General features: G+C 60.3%; 17 protein-coding genes. 13 read left to right on the top strand and 4 right to left on the bottom strand.

The window, feature by feature from the left end:
* The first annotated feature begins 43 nt into the window (after positions 1-43).
* From V6S97_RS17470 to V6S97_RS17510, 9 genes are all read left to right on the top strand, one after another.
* A complete protein-coding gene (locus tag V6S97_RS17470) occupies positions 44-553 on the top strand; it encodes a cytochrome P460 family protein (protein ID WP_334427558.1) in 510 nt (169 codons plus the stop codon).
* Between the two features lie 180 nt (positions 554-733).
* Positions 734-2,485 carry a cytochrome c biogenesis protein DipZ gene (locus V6S97_RS17475; RefSeq protein ID WP_112354548.1) on the top strand — a complete coding sequence of 584 codons (1,752 nt, stop codon included), beginning with the start codon at positions 734-736 and terminating at the stop codon, positions 2,483-2,485.
* A 41-nt stretch (positions 2,486-2,526) separates the two neighbouring features.
* Positions 2,527-3,285, top strand: a complete 759-nt coding sequence (locus tag V6S97_RS17480) for an alpha/beta hydrolase (RefSeq protein WP_112278182.1) — start codon at positions 2,527-2,529, stop codon at positions 3,283-3,285.
* A gap of 201 nt (positions 3,286-3,486) precedes the next feature.
* A complete protein-coding gene (locus tag V6S97_RS17485; protein ID WP_111834064.1) occupies positions 3,487-4,533 on the top strand; it encodes an alpha/beta fold hydrolase in 1,047 nt (348 codons plus the stop codon).
* Between the two features lie 94 nt (positions 4,534-4,627).
* Complete coding sequence (locus V6S97_RS17490; RefSeq protein WP_080865010.1) at positions 4,628-5,368, top strand: response regulator; 741 nt, start codon at positions 4,628-4,630, stop codon at positions 5,366-5,368.
* Entirely contained in the window at positions 5,365-6,681 is a 1,317-nt protein-coding gene (locus tag V6S97_RS17495; RefSeq protein WP_080865009.1) for an ATP-binding protein, read from the top strand. Before V6S97_RS17490 ends, V6S97_RS17495 begins: the two co-directional genes overlap by 4 nt.
* Before the next feature lie 149 nt (positions 6,682-6,830).
* Positions 6,831-7,247: an organic hydroperoxide resistance protein gene (locus V6S97_RS17500; protein WP_060726459.1), complete on the top strand. Its 417-nt coding sequence runs from the start codon at positions 6,831-6,833 to the stop codon at positions 7,245-7,247.
* A 310-nt stretch (positions 7,248-7,557) separates the two neighbouring features.
* Positions 7,558-8,976, top strand: coding sequence for an aldehyde dehydrogenase family protein (locus V6S97_RS17505; RefSeq protein ID WP_111829468.1), 1,419 nt, complete (start codon positions 7,558-7,560; stop codon positions 8,974-8,976).
* A 197-nt stretch (positions 8,977-9,173) separates the two neighbouring features.
* Complete coding sequence (locus tag V6S97_RS17510) at positions 9,174-10,496, top strand: epoxide hydrolase family protein (RefSeq protein ID WP_111829469.1); 1,323 nt, start codon at positions 9,174-9,176, stop codon at positions 10,494-10,496.
* Between the two features lie 153 nt (positions 10,497-10,649).
* Here V6S97_RS17510 and V6S97_RS17515 read toward each other — a convergent pair whose 3' ends face one another.
* The 4 genes from V6S97_RS17515 to V6S97_RS17530 all read right to left on the bottom strand — a co-directional run bounded on the left by V6S97_RS17515 (position 10,650) and on the right by V6S97_RS17530 (position 12,761).
* Positions 10,650-10,853 carry a hypothetical protein gene (locus V6S97_RS17515; protein WP_003508314.1) on the bottom strand — a complete coding sequence of 68 codons (204 nt, stop codon included), beginning with the start codon at positions 10,851-10,853 and terminating at the stop codon, positions 10,650-10,652.
* A 151-nt stretch (positions 10,854-11,004) separates the two neighbouring features.
* Complete coding sequence (locus tag V6S97_RS17520; protein WP_003508313.1) at positions 11,005-11,175, bottom strand: hypothetical protein; 171 nt, start codon at positions 11,173-11,175, stop codon at positions 11,005-11,007.
* A gap of 67 nt (positions 11,176-11,242) precedes the next feature.
* A complete protein-coding gene (locus V6S97_RS17525; protein WP_060723818.1) occupies positions 11,243-12,223 on the bottom strand; it encodes an alpha/beta fold hydrolase in 981 nt (326 codons plus the stop codon).
* A gap of 19 nt (positions 12,224-12,242) precedes the next feature.
* A complete protein-coding gene (locus V6S97_RS17530; RefSeq protein ID WP_060723817.1) occupies positions 12,243-12,761 on the bottom strand; it encodes a Dps family protein in 519 nt (172 codons plus the stop codon).
* Positions 12,762-13,176: 415 nt separating this feature from the next.
* Between V6S97_RS17530 and V6S97_RS17535 the strand changes: the two genes are divergently transcribed.
* The 4 genes from V6S97_RS17535 to V6S97_RS17550 all read left to right on the top strand — a co-directional run bounded on the left by V6S97_RS17535 (position 13,177) and on the right by V6S97_RS17550 (position 18,392).
* Positions 13,177-15,471 carry an FdhF/YdeP family oxidoreductase gene (locus tag V6S97_RS17535; protein ID WP_111829471.1) on the top strand — a complete coding sequence of 765 codons (2,295 nt, stop codon included), beginning with the start codon at positions 13,177-13,179 and terminating at the stop codon, positions 15,469-15,471.
* A 250-nt stretch (positions 15,472-15,721) separates the two neighbouring features.
* Positions 15,722-17,302, top strand: a complete 1,581-nt coding sequence (locus tag V6S97_RS17540) for a PAS domain-containing sensor histidine kinase (RefSeq protein ID WP_111829472.1) — start codon at positions 15,722-15,724, stop codon at positions 17,300-17,302.
* Entirely contained in the window at positions 17,295-17,951 is a 657-nt protein-coding gene (locus V6S97_RS17545; protein WP_003508308.1) for a response regulator transcription factor, read from the top strand. The genes V6S97_RS17540 and V6S97_RS17545 overlap by 8 nt, the downstream gene beginning before the upstream one ends.
* Before the next feature lie 66 nt (positions 17,952-18,017).
* Positions 18,018-18,392, top strand: a complete 375-nt coding sequence (locus tag V6S97_RS17550) for a response regulator transcription factor (protein WP_003508307.1) — start codon at positions 18,018-18,020, stop codon at positions 18,390-18,392.
* Positions 18,393-18,532: the final 140 nt, after the last annotated feature.

The raw sequence follows: 18,532 nt of genomic DNA, 5'->3' as shown, positions 1-18,532 counted from the left end.
GCAGATCATTGCCTGATCTATTTCGGATCAGGCAGGATTTCCCATGAAGAGGCAGATTTTCTTCGCCGTCGCCCTATCGGGTGCGGCAGCAGGTTTTGGAACCGTTTATTCGAGCTCAGCGGACACGCCGCCGGAGCTCGCTTCTCCCATCTATGGTGTCACGCTTCCTGAAGGATATCGTGACTGGAAGTTCATCGCGCCCGCGCAGGAAGCGCCGCCGCTGGACGAGCTTCGCGCTGTTCTGGCAAACGATATCGCCGTCGACGCCTACAAGAGCGGAACCCTGCCCTTTCCCGACGGCTCGATACTGGTGAAGCTCGCCTATAAGCGGCAGCAATCCACGGAGTTTCCGCCGGCCACGGTTTCGGGCGCGGCGACCACAGTGCAGGTGATGGTGAAAGACTCCGGGAAATATGCCGCCAGCCACGGCTGGGGCTTCGGGCGGTTTGTCAACGGCAAGCCGGTGGATGCCGCCCAGCATGAGACGTGCCTCTCCTGCCACGAGGGCAACGTCAAGGACCATGATTTCGTCTTCACGCGATATGCACCGTAACCGATGCCGGGGCTCGGGCGACTTCGCCTTCGCGACTGTTCGCGGAAAGGCGGCCTCTACACTCGATTACAATTTCACCGAAGCCCCGACACATCAGGGATACGTGAGGCCGGGAAATTGGCGCCATCGCCGGGTCGCCTTCGCCGCCCGGAGCCGCGAACTCCTGCCTGAAAGGACACGATGATGACGTTTCTGGTCATTGCCTATCTCGGAGGGGCGCTGACAATTCTCAGCCCCTGTATCCTGCCCATCCTTCCCTTCGTTTTTGCGCGGGCGGGGCAACCGTTCCTGCGCAGCACGTTGCCCCTGCTTACGGGAATGGCGGCAACCTTTTGCGCCGTCGCGACGCTTGCCGCTGTTGGCGGGAGCTGGGCAATCAGCGCCAATGAATATGGCCGGCTCGTGGCGCTTGCGCTGCTTGCGATCTTTGGTGTCGGCCTGATTTCGCCCCGCGCGGCCAGCATCATCACCCGCCCGGTCGTTGAACTCGGTAACCGGCTCGCCAATGCCGCCGGCAAGCCCGGGTCAGTACCGACGATTGCGGGCTCCCTGATACTCGGCATTGCCACCGGTCTTTTATGGGCACCCTGCGCGGGACCAATCCTCGGGCTTGTCCTGACCGGGGCAGCCCTGAAGGGGGCCAATCTGGAAACGAGCCTGCTGCTTGCCGCCTATGCCGCCGGGGCTGCGACCTCCCTTGCCGTCGCCATTCTCGTCGGCGGCAGGGTATTTGCGGGTATGAAGCGGTCTCTGGGTTTCAGCGAGCGGATCCGCCAAGTGCTTGGCGCGGCGGTGCTTGCCGGCGTCACGGTCATCGCGCTCGGTCTGGATACGGGTTTCCTGTCGCAGATTTCCTATGCGAGTACGGCATCCTTCGAACAGCAGGTGCTCGATCGGCTCCGCACCACCAAAGCGCCTGAAGCGGCAACGGCGGCGGGTGCCAGCGCTGCTACGGCCCGGTCGGAGCTGCCGGTTGAGGGCAAGGCTCCATCCCTCGACGGCGCCGTCGAGTGGCTCAATTCTCCACCCCTCACGCGTGAACAATTGCGTGGCAAGGTCGTCCTCATCGACTTCTGGACCTATTCCTGCATCAACTGCATCCGCACCATTCCCTATGTGCGGGCCTGGGCGGACAAATACCGGGACCAGGGCCTCGTCGTCATCGGTGTCCACGCCCCCGAATTCGCCTTTGAAAAGAAGATCGACAATGTCAGACAGGCCGTCGCCGGCTTCAAGATCGATTACCCGGTGGCAATCGACAATGACTACAGGATCTGGCGCGCCTTTGATAACAGCTATTGGCCGGCGCATTACCTGATCGATGCCAAGGGCCAGATTCGCTACCACCATTTCGGCGAGGGCAATTACCGGCAGACCGAAGAGGCGATCCAGGACCTGCTGCGCGAGGCCGGCAGCAGCGCCTCCGCCAGCGCACCGGTGAGCCCGGAGGCGACAGGAGCCGAAGCCGGTGCGGATATCGGGCACATGCGCTCGGGCGAAACCTATATAGGCTACCGGCAGGCTCGAAGCTTCGCATCCAACGAGGCGATGCGTGCAGACATGCCGCGCGACTATTCCGTCAAGACGCCTTCCCTCAACGAATGGGGACTTTCCGGCACCTGGACGGTTGGCGCGGAGGCGGCCACACTTGATGCGGCTGATGGTGGCATCACCTATCGCTTCAGCGCCCGTGACCTGCACCTGGTCCTTGGGCCGGATGCAGCCGGAAAACCGGTTCGTTTCCAGGTCACCATCGACGGGCATCCGCCGGGTGCGGATCATGGCGCCGACACGGATGCCGAGGGCAATGGCGTCGTCACCTCAACCCGTCTTTACCAGCTCGTCCGCCAGTCCGGCGCCGTCGAAGCGAGAACCTTTGCCATCCGCTTCCTCGACCCCGGCGCGCAGGCCTATGCCTTCACTTTCGGCTGACCTAGATTTTCGCCCCCCATCAAAACCAAAGGAGAAATATGATGCGCCATCGTCTCATGCCAAAATTCGCGTTTGCCGTCGCAACCGCACTGATCGCTTTTGCCGCACAGGCGGCAGAGGTGAAGAATATCGTCATCGTCCATGGCGCGCTGGCCGATGGTTCGGCCTGGCGCAGGGCGACAGACATCCTTGAAAGCCGTGGTTTCAACGTCACGATCGTGCAGGAGCCCATCACCTCTCTTGCCGATGACGTGGCGGCCACCAACCGTGTTCTCGATCTCCAGCAGGGGCCGAGCCTGCTTGTCGGGCACAGCTACAGCGGGATGGTGATCTCGGAAGCGGGTAACCGGCCAGATGTGGCCGGGCTGGTCTATGTCGCCGCCTTCCAGCCGGAGAAGGGAGAGAGCCTTCTCGACCTCGCCGGCTCGAAACCGCCGGCCGGCAACGGCATCAAGCCGACGAAGGATGGCGCGTTCCTTTATCTCGATCCCGCCGTCTTTGGACAAGATTTCGCCGGCGATCTGCCGCGTGAGGACGCGGCCTTCATGGCAAGAAGTCAGGTCTTCGCCGCCAAGGCCGCCTTTGCCGCCAAAGGCGGCGAGCCCGCCTGGAAAACCAAGAAAAGCTGGTCGATTGTCGCAACGCAGGACCGCTCGATCAACCCCGATCTCGAGCGCGACATGGCCAAGCGCGCCGGCAGTGCGGTGACCGAGATTGCGGCAAGCCATGCGGTCTTCGCCTCCCAGCCCGAAAAGGTCGCAGACGTCATCGAACAGGCCGCCCGACAATCCGCGAAATAAACCGCGCCCGCCTCGAAGTCCAACACAGCCGCCCCAGACGCCGGGGCGGCTGATTGCGTCCAGAGGGCTGACCGAATGTATCAGTCTGTATCGGGAATGCCCCCTGCTACAAAACCATTCACATTCGTCCCCCTTGGGACACATCGAGGATACACGCACCGCGTTACCTGCCCGCATCCAACATGGACAGGAGAGACAGCAATGAATTCCGAGATCAATTTCCAGCGCCGCCGCTTCTTCGGCATTGCCGCAATGACGGTTGCCGCCGTCGAATTCGGGGCCGCAGGCCTTGCTCATGCCAAGGGCGAAGCGCCTTCGCCTCAGCCGTCAACCGGACACGAGGGAGCCACCTCCTTTGGCGCCCTGAAGCAGGTTGAAGCGGGTGTACTCAGCGTCGGTTATGCAGAAGCCGGCCCCGCAGACGGCCCGGTCGTGCTGCTGCTGCACGGATGGCCTTATGACATCTACAGCTATGTCGATGTCGCACCCATCCTTGCATCGGCTGGATATCGGGTACTCATCCCCTATCTGCGCGGATATGGCACGACCCGTTTTCTCTCGGACGACACCGCACGCAACGGACAGCAGGCGGCGCTTGCGGTCGACATGATCGCCTTTCTCGACGCTCTCGGCGTCAAGCAGGCCGTCGTGGCCGGTTATGACTGGGGCGCTCGCACCGCCGACATCATGGCCGCACTCTGGCCCGAACGTTGCACCGGGCTCGTATCGGTCAGCGGCTATCTTATCGGCAGCCAGGAGATCAACAGGAAGCCGCTTCCGCCCAAGGCGGAACTCTCCTGGTGGTATCAGTTCTATTTCGCGACGGAACGCGGCCGTGCGGGCTATGCCGCCAACACCCGCGACTTCGTGCGCCTGATCTGGCAGACGGCATCTCCGACTTGGAAATTCAGCGACGAGACCTTCAATCGTTCGGCCCCCGCATTCGACAATCCCGACCATGTGGCCATCACCATCCATAACTACCGCTGGCGGCTTGCACTGGCAGACGGGGAAGCCAAGTACGATAATTACGAGCGCCAGCTTGCGAAACTTCCCGTCATCACCGTGCCGACGATAACGCTGGAAGGCGACGCCAACGGCGCGCCGCATCCGGATCCTTCCGCCTACGCATCGAAGTTTTCCGGCAAGTACCAGCATCGCAACATCAGCGGCGGCATCGGCCATAACCTGCCGCAGGAAGCGCCCGAGGCTTTTGCCAGGGCTGTTCTGGACGTCGCAAAGCTTTAAACTTGCCGAAGCCCGCGAACCGTTGTCTTACTGCATGTGACGCAGGGGACGCGGTAGCGGGCCACTCGAACCGTCCGGACGACGAAGGCATCCAATGGAACATATCGACCATATTCTCGTCGTGGACGACGACAGGGAAATCCGGGAGCTGGTCTCCAGCTACCTGAAGAAGAACGGCCTGCGCACGAGCGTGGCGGCCGATGGACGGCAGATGAGAAGTTTTCTCGACGGCAATACCGTCGATCTCATCGTGCTCGACGTGATGATGCCAGGCGATGACGGGCTGGTCCTATGCCGTGAGTTGCGGGCGGGGAAACACAAAGCCACGCCGGTCTTGATGCTGACCGCCCGCGATGACGAGATGGATCGCATTATCGGGCTCGAAATGGGCGCCGACGACTATCTGTCGAAGCCCTTCGCTGCCCGCGAGCTTCTGGCGCGGATCAAAGCCATCCTGCGCCGCACGCGGATGCTGCCTCCCAATCTGCAGATCAGCGAGGCCGGGCAGCTCCTGACCTTTGGTGACTGGCGCCTCGACACGGTGGGCCGTCACCTGCTCGACAGGGAGGGCACGACCGTTGCCTTGAGCGGGGCTGAATACCGGCTTCTCAGGGTCTTCATCGATCATCCCCAGCGCGTCCTCAACCGGGACCAGCTGTTAAATCTCACCCAGGGACGCGATGCCGAACTTTTCGACCGGTCGATCGATCTTCTCGTGAGCCGCGTGCGCCAAAGGCTTGGGGATGACGCGCGCGAACCCGTCTACATCAAGACCGTGCGGGCGGAAGGCTATGTCTTTGCGGTGCCCGTGGAGATTTCGGAGCCGAGAATATGAACGGCTCGCGCCTGCTCACCGGCTGGTGGCCGCGCTCACTGCGGTCCAGACTTTTCCTCATCCTGTTTGCCGGTCTCGCCATCGCCTACAGCCTGTCGTTCAGCATCCTCTTTGCCGAGCGATACATGTCGGCAAAGGCGGTCATGCTCGGCACTCTGGAGCAGGATCTGGCGGTATCGATCGCCATCATCGACCGCCTGCCTGCGGAAGAGCGGGCGCAATGGGTCCATCGCCTGAGCCGCAGCAATTATCAACTCGTCCTCGGCCCCGGTCTTCCCGGCGTTTCCGACATGACCGGCCGCGGCGCTGAAATTGCGCAGAGGATCGAGGAGGCCGCGGGACACCGTTTTCCCGTCAGGGTCGAATCCATTCCCGGCGACGGCAAGCGGCTTCAGGCGCATCTGACGTTATCGGACGGCTCGCCGTTGACAATCGACGTGACACCGCGCGGCGTGATGCCCCTGGCGGAGTGGCTGCCATATGTCTTCGCCGCGCAAATGGCGCTTCTCCTCCTCTGCACCTGGTTTGCAGTGCGACAGACTACCAGACCGCTCAGCGCGCTTGCTGCGGCAGCCGAAGCGCTGGATCCGGGGGAAAAGGGGTTGCCGATGAGTGAGAGCGGCCCAAGCGAAGTTGCCCACGCCGCCCGCGCGTTCAACGCCATGCGCGATCGCGTCGCGCAATATCTCGAGGAGCGCGTCCAGATTCTTGCGGCGATCTCACACGACCTGCAGACGCCCATCACCCGGATGCGGTTGCGCGCCGACATGGCAGACGATACGCCGGAAAAGGAAAAGCTGGTCAGTGACCTGCGTGAAATCGAACGCCTGGTGCAGGATGGGATCGCTTACGCACGCAGCGCTCACGGCAATGGCGAGAAATCCTCCCGTATCGATCTGGCTTCTTTCATCGACAGCATCGCCTACGACTATCAGGATACCGGAAAAGCCGTAACAGTTGCCGGCATGGTGCGCGGCACCGCGTCGACAAAGCCACATGCATTGCGAAGAATCCTGACGAACTTCATAGATAACGCCCTCAAATTCGCCGGCAGCGCCGAAATTAAAGTGGACCGGCGTGGTGAAGGCACCGTGGTCATCACGGTGCTCGATCGGGGGCCGGGCATCCCCGACGAGATGCTGCAAAATGCCATGCAGCCCTTCTTCCGGATTGAAACATCGAGAAACCGCGACACAGGCGGAACAGGTCTCGGACTGGCGATCGCGCAGCAGCTCGCCGGAACGATCGGCGGCTCGGTTCGCCTCTATAACAGGCAGGGCGGCGGGCTTGCGGCCGAGGTGGCCTTTCCCTGACAGGGATGCGGGTCGACGATAACCGGTGACAAAGCGCCGATACTTTTCGATACAGTTTCGCAGTTTCCGGAAACATGCCGGATACGCTGATCCATCACAAAGCTCCTATCACGAAACGCCGCAGCAGCGGCAAATGAAAGGAGCCTCCCATGACCAAGATCGAGACTGTTCTTTATACCGGCAAGACCCACACGACCGGCGGGCGTGACGGATCGGCGCAAAGCGATGATGGCGCGCTGGGCATCAAGCTCTCGCCTCCGGGCAGCGGAAAGCCGGGCACAAATCCCGAACAGCTTTTTGCAGCCGGCTGGTCGGCATGTTTTATCGGCGCCATGACAAAGGCGGCGGCGAAACGCCAGCTCCGGCTTCCCGCCGACACCGCCGTCGATGCGGAAGTCGACCTCGGCACGACGGGCGGCGAGTTCTTCCTGCAGGCTCGCCTGTCGGTAAGCCTACCCGGGATCGATCGTCCCGTAGCACAGGCCATCATCGAGGATGCCCACCAGATCTGCCCCTATTCGAAGGCAACCAGGGGGAACATCGATGTTACGCTCAAGCTCGCTTAAGCCGATTGTTTCCGCCCGTGCGTTTGTCGTCGCCATCGTGTTTGCGGCGATATTCGCAGCACCGTGCGTATATGATGCTACATCCGACGAGCCCTCGCCGCTTGCAGGACTTCTGGGCGCAGTTTCATCGATGTGACCACAAGGGAACGGCTCGGCGCCCGCCGCAGCCGTTTTCGCGTTTCAACTTCTTCCTGCCATCCCTCTGATCAACTCAAGGAAGCCTGCTTGCGACCCATGCGGCGCGCCTCCAGCGCGTTCCGCGGCGGCCAGACGAGCCGGATTTCCAACCATCTTAAACGAGGCCAGATCAATGCGATCAATTGAACACATCTATGTCGACGGTAAATTTATGGTGCCAGACGGCAATGAACGGCTGGACCTTTTCAATCCGGCAACGGAAGAAAAAATCGGCGATGTCCGGCTTGGCAACGCCGATGATGCAAGGGCCGCAGTGGCAGCCGCGAAACGCGCTTTTCCCGCCATGGCAACATCCACCAAGGCGCAGCGTATCGATATGCTGCGCAGCCTGCGCGATACGATCGCAGAGCGACCGGATGAGCTCACGCAGATCATGACCGAAGAATACGGCGCGCCCGCTTATTTCACGGCTTTCTCCGTTCAAAACGCAGCGTCGATTTTTGATGTTATGGCTGAGACCGTGGCGAACTACGACTTTGACCGGGTCGTGGGCAAAAGCACGGTCACGATGCAGCCGCGCGGCGTTCTCGCCGCCATCACGCCCTGGAACAGCAATTTCGGTTTTATCGCCACCAAGCTTGCGCATGCAATCGGTTCCGGCTCGTCCCTTGTCATCAAGCCGGCCGAACAGAGTGCGTTTCAGACGGATATTCTGGTGAGAAGGCTGCATCAGGCCGGCCTGCCGGCAGGGGTTTTCAACATTGTCAACGGCACGGGTCCGGTGGTCGGTGCGGCGCTGACGCAGGATCCCGACGTTGCGACCATCAGTTTCACCGGTTCCACCCAAGCTGCAAAGATCATTCAACGCGCGGCTATCGACGGCATGAAAAGAGTGGTTCTGGAGCTGGGAGGAAAAGCACCCACCATTATCCTGCCGGATGCCGACCTCGACAAGGCCATACCTGTCGCCCTGATGTCGGGCTTTGCAAACAGCGGCCAGGCCTGCGTCGCGGGTACCCGCATCCTGGCTCCGCGGTCCCGTCTCCCCGAGATTGCCGAGCGGTTGAGGATGGCGGCTGAAAAATTCAAAGTTGGCGATCCCCGTGATCCGGAGGTTCGGGTAGGCCCTCTCGCCAGCCTTGCCCAGTGGGAGAGGACTCAGACTTACATCCGGCTTGGTGTCGAAGAAGGAGCAACCCTGCTGACAGGCGGAACCGGACGACCGGCCGGGATTGAAAAAGGATGGTTCGCCCGCCCGACAATCTTCGCAGATGTCACGAACGAAATGCGCATCGCCCGCGAAGAAATCTTTGGTCCCGTCCTGTGTCTTCTCGCCTATGAGGACGAAGATGAGGCCGTCGAAATCGCCAATGATAGCGACTACGGATTGCAGGCCTATGTGCTTGGATCCGATCTCAGACGTGCCGAACACATCGCCGCAAGGCTAATGGCCGGCCGCGTCGTCATCAACGGCGCCCCGCATGATCCTCGCGCGCCCTTCGGCGGTTTCAAGCAATCCGGTATCGGCAGGGAGATTGGTGCCTTCGGTCTCGACGGCATGCTCGAACCGCGAGCCGTTCTAACCCCGTAACGCGAGAAGTCTGCAGCGCCGGTCCCGGCGCACTCTCCGTTCTGCTTCAGGCCGACTTTGTATCCAGAAGTGTCAGCCGTGCGAAAACCGACGTTTGGTGACGCAACAGCAGGTCGAAAAAAACAGCCGGGATACGATCAACATCTACCTGTTTCGGACGCGAAATGGTCGCGGAACAAACCGATATGGAGAGAAATATGACCGACGTCCTTCACCCTGCAAAAGACGGACACAACACGGCGATTGTCCTTGGGTCTGCAATGGCCGTGTTGATGGCCTTCACCCCTGCCTTGGCAGTTGAGACTGTCAAACCACCCCAATCCGAAACCACCTCTGCCGACGACAGCATTCGGCCGTTCCAGGTTCATGTCGATCAGTCGCAGATTGACGACCTCAAGGCGAGGATCAGGAATGCGCGCTGGCCGGATAAGGAAACCGTTGGCGATATTTCCCAGGGCATCCAGCTGGCGCGGGTTCAGGATCTCGTCCGATATTGGGGCAGCGACTATGACTGGCGAAATGCCGAGAAAGAACTCAACGCCTTGCCGCAGTTCATCACCACGATCGACGGCGTCGACATCCACTTCATTCATGTCCGCTCACGCCATCCCAACGCCTTGCCTGTCATCCTCACCCACGGCTGGCCGGGTTCAATCTTCGAGTTCACAAAAGTCATCGGCCCGTTGACGGACCCGACCGCTTATGGCGGCAAAGCCGAAGACGCGTTCGACGTGATCATTCCCTCCATCCCCGGCTATGGTTTTTCAGGCCATCCGACCGATCTGGGCTGGGGACCGGACCGTGTTGCGCGCGCCTGGGACACCCTTGTGAAGCGCCTCGGCTACGCGCGCTATGTTTCCCAAGGCGGCGATCATGGTTCGGTCATTTCCGATGCGCTTGCCCGGCAGGCGCCAAAGGGTCTGCTCGGCATCCATCTCAATATGCCGGCCACCGTTCCCGCTACGCTCATGAAAGCCATCAACAGCGGTGATCCGGCCCCTGCGGACCTGTCTGCGCAGGAACGAAATGCCTATGACTCGCTCAAAGAGTTTTTCGGCAGGAACGCTGCCTATGGCGCAATGATGGTCACAAGACCGCAGACGATCGGCTATTCCTTGTCGGATTCACCTGTCGGTCTTGCATCCTTCATCTACGAGAAATTCGCGCAATGGAGCGACAGCAATGGCGAGCCCGAAAGCGTGCTTTCCAGGGATGAAATGCTCAACGACATCACGCTCTACTGGTTGACCAACAGCGGCGCGTCCGGCGCGCGTTTCTATTGGGAAAACAACAACAACAACTTCAGCGCGGACGCCCAGAAGACCAGGGACATCAAGATCCCCGTCGGCATCACCGTTTTCCCAAAGGAAATCTATCAGGCTCCGGAGAGCTGGAGCAGGCAGGCCTATCCATCGCTGACCTATTATCATCAGGTCGATCATGGCGGACATTTCGCCGCCTGGGAGCAGCCCGGGATTTTCTCAAGAGAGCTTCGTGACGCTTTCAGAAAGCTGCGCTGAGAGACGTCATTCTGGAAGCGCGGTTCCCGGACCGCGCTTCACCACATCCTCGTGTTGCTGTCCGATTTAACGCTTGGGCGTTTCTGCACCAAAAAAGCCGTCGCTCGACACCAATCGAGGAACGGCTTTTTCCTTATCTGAGGCCAGAAGATTTCAGGCCGCAACCGCGACACGTTCCGCCATCCACTGATCCAGCGCAGATCGCAGCATTGATCCGGACACGGCGTCCGTGGAGGCGATCCTGATCAGGTATTTTGCGGCGTCAACGGCTATCGAGCAGCCGATCGGCAGGCGGTTCTCTGCGCAGAACTCATTCAAAACCCTGCGGATCGACAGAAGCGACACTGCGTTGGTCATCTCGGATCTCCATCATGAATAACGATATTGCGTCACTTGATGGAGAAGCGTTGTGTCGAGAGTTTTCCACCGAAACCGAAAACGGTACCTCGATGTAGTCAGACTGGTTGCTGATACAATAAGCTACCGTCGAGGACGGCGATCGCATCGATCAGTCCTGAAATTTCGTTTCGTCGCTCGACGGCTCCGGGTTCGCGTCGATCCGGTTTTCCGCCTCGGCCTGCGGGGACAGAGGAAGCTCCAGCTGAATATCCTCCATCTCGGGCAGGCTTGCGATGCCGTCACGAAGGGCAAGGTCTTCATAAGATGGTTTGAACGGCATCGGAATCTCCTTCCGCGCGAGAAATTGGCCGCCATCCGCTTTTTCCGGCGGCGGCCGTTTCCGGTGATCAGCTCTTCACAAAGGCCAGCAGATCCGGATTGATGACATCGGCATGGGTGGTCAGCATGCCGTGCGGATACCCCTTATACACCTTCAGCGTACCATTCTTCAGCAGTTTGACCGACAATTCGGCAGAATCTGCGATCGGCACGACCTGGTCGTCATCGCCGTGGAGAACGAGCGTCGGCACCGTGATCGCCTTCAGGTCTTCCGTCTGATCGGTTTCCGAGAAGGCCTTGACGCCGTCATAATGGGCCTTGGCGCTACCCATCATGCCCTGACGCCACCAGTTCTGGATGACACCGGGATAGACTTTGGCATCCGGACGGTTGAAGCCGTAGAACGGACCGGTCGGCACGTCGAGGAAGAACTGCGCGCGGTTTTCGGCCACGCCCTTGCGGAAGCTGTCGAAGACTTCGATCGGCAGGCCGCCGGGATTGGAAGGCGTCTTCAGCATCAGCGGCGGAACGGCGGAGACGAGCACGGCCTTGGCAACGCGGCCCTGCGGTTCGCCGAATTTGGCGACGTAACGCGCGACCTCTCCGCCGCCGGTCGAGTGGCCAATGTGAACCGCATTCCTGAGATCGAGATGTTCGGCAACGGCGGATGCATCGGCGGCATAATGATCCATGTCGTGGCCGTCGCTCACCTGCTGGGAACGGCCGTGGCCGCGACGGTCATGGGCCACGACGCGGTAACCGTTCTGGGCGAAGAACAGCATCTGCGCGTCCCAGTCGTCGGAGGACAAAGGCCAGCCGTGATGGAAGACGATCGGCTGGGCATCCTTCGGACCCCAGTCCTTGAAATAGATATCGACGCCGTCCTTGGTCTTTACGAATGATCCGGTCATTGGAAATGCTCCTTCGTTGCGGGATGGGATGGATTTTGAAAAGGCTGTTGATGGCATGGCCATCGCGGTGGAAAGAGCGGCGCCGGCCAGCAGAACATGCCGTCTGGAAATTGCGAGCTCGATAGGATTGTCGGTCATTTCGGTTTCCTGCCTGGTTTCAGCGGGCGCGGCGGGTGGTTTCAAACAGGAACCAGGTGCGGCGCTCGGTCTCGTCGATCCAGTTTTCGATCAGGCTGGTGGTGGCGTGGTCGTTGAGGTCGGAGGTGAGGCTGTGCGTTTGCCGCAGGATGGCGGTAAGCTGCTTGTTGTCCTCACGCAGTTCGGCAAGCATATCCTCCGGCGTGACGAAGTCGGCGTCATTATCAAGGAGACGCTGGAGGCGGCCGATATGGCCGATGGAGCGGATGGTCGTGCCGCCGATCTTGCGCGCCCTTTCGGCAATGTCGTCGGTCATCGCAAAGATCTGGGCGCCCTGTTCGTCCAGCAGCGTGTGATAATCACGGAAATGCGGACCGGAAACATGCCAGTGGAAATTCTTGGTCTTGATGTAGAGCGTGAAGACATCCGCCAGCAGCGCGGTCAGCGCAGCGGCGATGTCGCGGCTCGCTTCAGCGCCAAGGTCGGTCGGCGTTGCGAGTGGAAGCTTGCGGTTTTTGGCGGCTGTGGTCGTGTCCATGATCGTTCTCCTTTTGCAATCGACCGCCCGTTGTTGAGCGCCCCTGTTGCGGCTGTCTGATCGGCACCGAGGATAGAAAGAAGGATGGCTCGGGAGAAATCGGCTGCTGGTCCAGTCCACCCGATACCTAAGTGTAGTTTCGGCAATTTCGAACCCGGGATAGTTTTCACCTGTCGCCCCGCCCCAGGGCGATTGGCTCGCAGAAGCCATCGTCTCCGGTGTCCCCCTCCCCCGGAGCTGCGGATCTCCTCCCGATCCGCCAAGGCCGCCCCCGCCGCAGGAGGCGGCCTTTTTTTCGTTTCGGCCTCGGACCTGCAGGCAACCTATGCCTGAGTATTATGTTTACTCTTTCGCCGTTGCGTTAGCCTCAGCGGGCACGACAATCGTCAATCTGCAAAATCGAAGGAATTCCAACATGGCGGAAGAACGGCCCGAAGGTATTGAAAAATACGATCACCCAGCCGGCGGCTGGGATGCATTGAAAGCCGTTGCGAAAACGCTCGCGCACCAGCAGATCGTCGCGCAGGGCACGATGACGCTGCTCAAGGCCAATCAGCCCGAAGGTTTCGACTGTCCCGGCTGCGCCTGGCCCGACCCCAAACACACCTCATCCTTTGAGTTCTGCGAAAACGGCGCCAAGGCCATCACCTGGGAATCGACGGCGAAACGATCCGGACCCGAATTTTTCGCCCAGCATACGGTTTCCGAACTGTGGCAATGGACGGATCACAAGCTGGAGGATGCCGGCCGGCTGACCCTTCCCCTGCATTACAATGCCGAAAGCGATCGCTATGAGCCAATCGCATGGGACGACGCCTTCAATCTGATCGCGCAGGAACTCAACAAGCTCGACGACCCCGACAAGGCGGAATTTTATACATCCGGCCGGGCGTCCAACGAGGCCGCCTTTCTCTATCAGCTTTTCGTGCGCGCCTATGGGACGAACAATTTCCCTGATTGTTCCAACATGTGCCACGAGGCCACCAGCGTCGGCCTTCCGAAATCCATCGGCGTCGGCAAAGGCACGGTGACGCTGGAGGATTTCGATCATGCCGATGCGATCTTCAGCTTCGGCCACAATCCCGGCACCAACCATCCGCGCATGATGACGACGCTGCATAATGCCGCAAAACGCGGCGTGCCGATCGTGGTCTTCAATCCGCTGAAGGAACGGGCGCTGGAACGCTTCGCCGCGCCACAGGACCCGATAGAAATGGCGACGCTCTCTTCGACGCCCATCGCCTCCGCCTACCATCAACTGCGCACCGGCGGCGATCTCGCAGCCCTCAAGGGCATCATGAAAGCGGTGTTCGAACTGGATGCGGAAAACCAGAAGGCGGGTGGTGCCGGTGTGCTCGACCGAACCTTCATCGAAGAACACACCGACGGTCTCGACGCACTGCGCGCCGACATCGACGCTACCTCCTGGGACACCATCTGCTCCGTCAGCGGGCTGACGAAGGAGGCGCTTGAAAGCGCTGCCCGGATTTATGTGAACGCCTCCAATGTCATCATCTGTTACGGCATGGGCATCACGCAGCACGCCAAGGGCACGGGCAACGTGCAGCAGATCGCAAATCTCCTGCTGCTGCGCGGTAATATGGGCCGCCCAGGTGCGGGAATAGCGCCCATTCGCGGCCACTCCAACGTACAGGGCGACCGCACCGTCGGCATCACCGAAATCCCGAACAAGGCGCTGCTGGACGGCATGGAGCGCGCATTCGGTTTTCGTCCCCCTGCGGAAAAAGGCCACAATGCCATAGAGGCCGTCGAGGCGATCATCGCCGGCGAGTCCCGGGCACTGATCTGTCTTGGCGGAAACCTCGCCGTCGCCATGTCGGATACCGGCGCGACCTTCAAGGGCATGCGCAACCTCGATCTTGCCGTTCACATCGCAACAAAACTCAACCGCTCGCACCTTCTGACAGCGAAGATATCGCTGATCCTGCCCTGCCTTGGACGCACCGATCTGGATACCCAGTCCTCGGGCCCGCAGGCCGTGACAGTCGAGGATTCGATGTCGATGGTGCATGCCTCTCGCGGTTTCCTGAACCCGCCCGGGGAGCTGGTCAGGTCGGAGCCGGCCATCATCGCGGGCATCGCCAGGGCGACAATCGGCAGCCGCCATGGAATAGACTGGGATTGGCTGATTGCCGATTACGACCGCGTCCGCGACAAGATCGAAGAGGTCTTTCCCGATTTCAGGGATTTCAACAGCCGGGTTCGGATAAAAGGCGGCTTTCGCCTTGATGTCGCGGCCTCGTTCCGCCGCTGGAACACGCAAAGTGGCAAGGCCAATTTCCTTGTCGCCACGGGGCTTGAAGAAGATCCGCTCATCTCCAATCCGGAAGCCCTCGTGCTGACCACGATCCGCAGCCACGATCAGTACAATACGACGATCTATGGCATGGATGACCGTTATCGCGGCGTCTTCGGCCGAAGGGACATCATCTTCATGAACCGGCACGACCTTGCGGAGCGCGGCCTGAAGGATGGTGATCGCATCGATATTCACGGCATCGGCCCAGAAAATAAAGACCGACACCTCGTTCAGGGTTTCACCGCCGTCGAATACAATATCCCGAAGGGGTCGGCCGCAGGCTATTATCCGGAAATGAATGCGGTGGTGGCGCTCGGCCATTATGACCGCCTTTCCGGAACGCCTTCCTACAAGGGTGTCCCGATCACGGTGAGCCCGGCAGCCGCCTGACGACCGAAGGCCCGGCGCGCAACGCAGCGGTCGTTGCGCGCTCTTCTCCCCACCGTTTGGGTTGGACCTCACCTCGGGCCATCAGGCATGGCCTGTGGATGACCGGCCATATATGCGGATTTTTCGATATAGCGCCGTGCCGTTTTACCGCTATCCTGATGTTTCGACGACGGTGGCAACCAAGACCTATGTATAGGTCAGGTTGTGCTGAAAAAACCGTATTGTCGGCAAAAATCGCATCGGGGGAACAATGTCGATTGCGTCAAGGATGTTTCGCGCGCGCGAGCCGGAAGGCCGAGCCCACCATCTGGCCTTTGGCCTTGGGGCGCTGGCACTGGCGGCCGCGGTATTTTACGTCGATACCTATACCGACATAGAAGGCGCGATCGCGGTGCTCTATGTCATCACGGTCCTTTTGGCCGCGCAGACTGTAAGCTGGTCGGGACTGATCGCGATCTCCTGTGCCTGTGCAATTCTTTCCCTCCTGTCCTATGCAACGACCCACGCGCAGGATGCGGATTTCCAGTCGGCCCTTCGGTTGGTCGTCGCCCTTGCGGCACTTGCCGTCACGACCATGCTGCTTTTGAAAACGGAGACCGCCCGGCTGGCAATGCTATCCGTCAATGCGGCGCTGAAGGAAAGCGAGGAGCGTTATCGCTCCATTTTCGACCGCACGCGCGTCGCACTCTGGGAACGCGACTATTCGAAGCTTCACGCCCTGCTGATGGGCCTCAAGCAGCGGGGTATCACCGACATACGGGCCCATGCGCGCGCTAACCCGGGTTTTACGCAGCAATGCATCGATCTCATCACGGTTGTTGCGTCAAATGAAGCCGGAAAGGAAATGCTGGGTTACGATTCCTCTATCCGCGGCACCCTCCAGCAGTCGGTCGTTTCTTCGTCCGGCAAGTTCGTCGATGTCCTGCAGGCGATCATCGACAATCGGCGTGTCTTCGAAGACAAGGTGGTGGTGCGCACCGACACCGGCGAAGACAAGCTGGTGCTTCTTTCAATCAGTTTCCCCGCGGAGGCGGCCTCCTTCAACCGTGTGGTGGTCAGCATGGTGGATATCACCCAGCGCGAAATGGCGCTGAAGGCGCTGGCCGAGGCACAGGCGGAGCTGACAAAAGCCTCGAAGGCGGCAGCCGTCGGAGCCATGTCCGCATCGCTCTCCCACGAACTGAACCAGCCGCTTGGCGCCATCATCGTCAATGCGCAGACATTGCTGCGGTGGCTCGATCGCGATCCGCCGGATATTGCCGCCGCCCGCCGCTCGGCCGAACGCATGATCCGCGACGGGCAGCGCGCCAGTGAAATCATCCAGAACACGCGCAGCCTGCTCGCCCATACGAGCGGCAAGATGGAAACCTTCGACCTCGATGAGTTCATCGATGAAACGCTAAGTCTTCTCGAACATGAGCTGGAACGCAGCGGAACCACGGTGCACGTGGAAAAAACGGCCACACCACCGATAACAGCCGTCAGGATCGAATTGCAGCAGGTCCTGATCAACCTTCTCACCAATGCCATTCAGGCCATGGACGAGGCGGGCACCGGCAATCGCACCATCACGGTGCGGAAGGAACGCGAAGACGGGGACAATATTCATATTGCGGTTCACGACAATGGGCCGGGTTTCCCGGTGCAGATGAAGGAAAAGCTGTTTTCGCCGTTTTTCACGACCAAGGAGACGGGAATGGGCATGGGGCTTTCCATCTGCCGCACGACACTGGAAGCACGGGGCGGCAGGCTTACCGGCGACAATCATCCTCTCGGCGGGGCGGTCTTTACCATTTCCATGCCGATCAGCCAGGAGATGGAACATGCCTGAGCCACGCAAGACGACAAAGGAGCCGCCGTCACCCATCGTGTTCATCGTCGACGACGATGTGTCGATGCGCGAGGCGCTCACCGATCTTTTCCGCTCCATGAAGTTCGATGCCGAAGCTTTCGACAGCGCCGCCGCCTTTCTTGAAAAAGCCAATCTGAACCGGCCCGGCTGCCTGCTGCTTGATGTGCGGCTTCCGGGCATAAGCGGTCTTGATTTCCAGATGCAGCTGGAACGCGTCGGCAACCGGATGCCGATCATTTTCATGACCGGCTTCGGCGATATCCCGATGAGCGTGCGGGCGATGAAGGCCGGCGCTGTCGATTTTCTGACCAAGCCCTTCAAGGAACAGGACATTCTGGACGCCGTCGCGGCCGCGATGGAGCGGGATGCGTCGAGACGACGCGAAAGCGCCCAGAACGAGGCCGTCACCTCACTTGCCGAACAGCTGACGCCAAGGGAACGCGAGGTCATGGGCGCCGTTGTCCGCGGCCTGATGAACAAGCAGATCGCCTACGAGCTCGGCATCAGCGAAGTCACCGTGAAACTGCACCGGGGCAATGTCATGCGCAAAATGGAAGCGAGATCGGTTGCCGACCTCGTGCGGAAAGCGGAGCTGATCGGCGAGAAGCTCAGGCCACCTGTATCTTAGTATGGTATCTTTGAGAGCGGCATGGGCGCATAGAGAAAGAAAGAAAAACAGAAAAGGTCGCTTTCATTGCCCCCCGTTCCCGTCATTGCCGTCGTCGACGACGATCCCGCCATTCGCGAAGCCATGGATGATCTCATCATGTCCTTCGGTTACGAATGCCGCCTGTTTGTTTCTGCCGAACAATTCCTGGAATCGAAGCAGCAGGCGGACATCGACTGCATCGTCGTGGATGTCAAAATGCCCGGTCTTTCCGGCATCGAGTTGCAGAGCGAGCTGAACAGGCGCGGCAACCACCCGCCGATGATCTTCGTCACCTCCTATCAGGATGAGCGCACCCGGAATGCGGCCTTGAACGGCGGCGCTTTGGCCTTTCTCGGCAAGCCGGTCAATATCGTCAGTCTGATCGGATGCCTGGAATCCGTTCTCGCCCGGCCGTCCTGACGGTTGACGCTTCGCCACCGAGCGGGCGAGCCAGCCTATATCCGCTCGCAGACAAGCCTTCCATCGCTCTGCTTGCATCTCTTCCAAGTGAAATCCGTCGCTATTTCATGCTCCGACGCCTGGCGTCCGGGCAGGCATTG

The organism is Agrobacterium sp. CCNWLW155, from assembly GCF_036888815.1.
GTDB classification, from domain to species: domain Bacteria; phylum Pseudomonadota; class Alphaproteobacteria; order Rhizobiales; family Rhizobiaceae; genus Agrobacterium; species Agrobacterium radiobacter.
The sequence above is the reverse complement of the archived record's forward strand: the minus strand, read 5'-3'. Positions and strand labels throughout refer to the sequence as shown.

What these genes read in the sequence shown, in the direction of transcription:
- V6S97_RS17470 (WP_334427558.1), top strand. Translation starts at nt 44, where the DNA reads ATGAAGAGGCAGATTTTCTTCGCCGTCGCCCTATCGGGTGCGGCAGCA.
- V6S97_RS17475 (WP_112354548.1), top strand. Translation starts at nt 734, where the DNA reads ATGATGACGTTTCTGGTCATTGCCTATCTCGGAGGGGCGCTGACAATT.
- V6S97_RS17480 (WP_112278182.1), top strand. Translation starts at nt 2,527, where the DNA reads ATGCGCCATCGTCTCATGCCAAAATTCGCGTTTGCCGTCGCAACCGCA.
- V6S97_RS17485 (WP_111834064.1), top strand. Translation starts at nt 3,487, where the DNA reads ATGAATTCCGAGATCAATTTCCAGCGCCGCCGCTTCTTCGGCATTGCC.
- V6S97_RS17490 (WP_080865010.1), top strand. Translation starts at nt 4,628, where the DNA reads ATGGAACATATCGACCATATTCTCGTCGTGGACGACGACAGGGAAATC.
- V6S97_RS17495 (WP_080865009.1), top strand. Translation starts at nt 5,365, where the DNA reads ATGAACGGCTCGCGCCTGCTCACCGGCTGGTGGCCGCGCTCACTGCGG.
- V6S97_RS17500 (WP_060726459.1), top strand. Translation starts at nt 6,831, where the DNA reads ATGACCAAGATCGAGACTGTTCTTTATACCGGCAAGACCCACACGACC.
- V6S97_RS17505 (WP_111829468.1), top strand. Translation starts at nt 7,558, where the DNA reads ATGCGATCAATTGAACACATCTATGTCGACGGTAAATTTATGGTGCCA.
- V6S97_RS17510 (WP_111829469.1), top strand. Translation starts at nt 9,174, where the DNA reads ATGACCGACGTCCTTCACCCTGCAAAAGACGGACACAACACGGCGATT.
- V6S97_RS17515 (WP_003508314.1), bottom strand. Translation starts at nt 10,853, where the DNA reads ATGACCAACGCAGTGTCGCTTCTGTCGATCCGCAGGGTTTTGAATGAG.
- V6S97_RS17520 (WP_003508313.1), bottom strand. Translation starts at nt 11,175, where the DNA reads ATGCCGTTCAAACCATCTTATGAAGACCTTGCCCTTCGTGACGGCATC.
- V6S97_RS17525 (WP_060723818.1), bottom strand. Translation starts at nt 12,223, where the DNA reads ATGACCGACAATCCTATCGAGCTCGCAATTTCCAGACGGCATGTTCTG.
- V6S97_RS17530 (WP_060723817.1), bottom strand. Translation starts at nt 12,761, where the DNA reads ATGGACACGACCACAGCCGCCAAAAACCGCAAGCTTCCACTCGCAACG.
- V6S97_RS17535 (WP_111829471.1), top strand. Translation starts at nt 13,177, where the DNA reads ATGGCGGAAGAACGGCCCGAAGGTATTGAAAAATACGATCACCCAGCC.
- V6S97_RS17540 (WP_111829472.1), top strand. Translation starts at nt 15,722, where the DNA reads ATGTCGATTGCGTCAAGGATGTTTCGCGCGCGCGAGCCGGAAGGCCGA.
- V6S97_RS17545 (WP_003508308.1), top strand. Translation starts at nt 17,295, where the DNA reads ATGCCTGAGCCACGCAAGACGACAAAGGAGCCGCCGTCACCCATCGTG.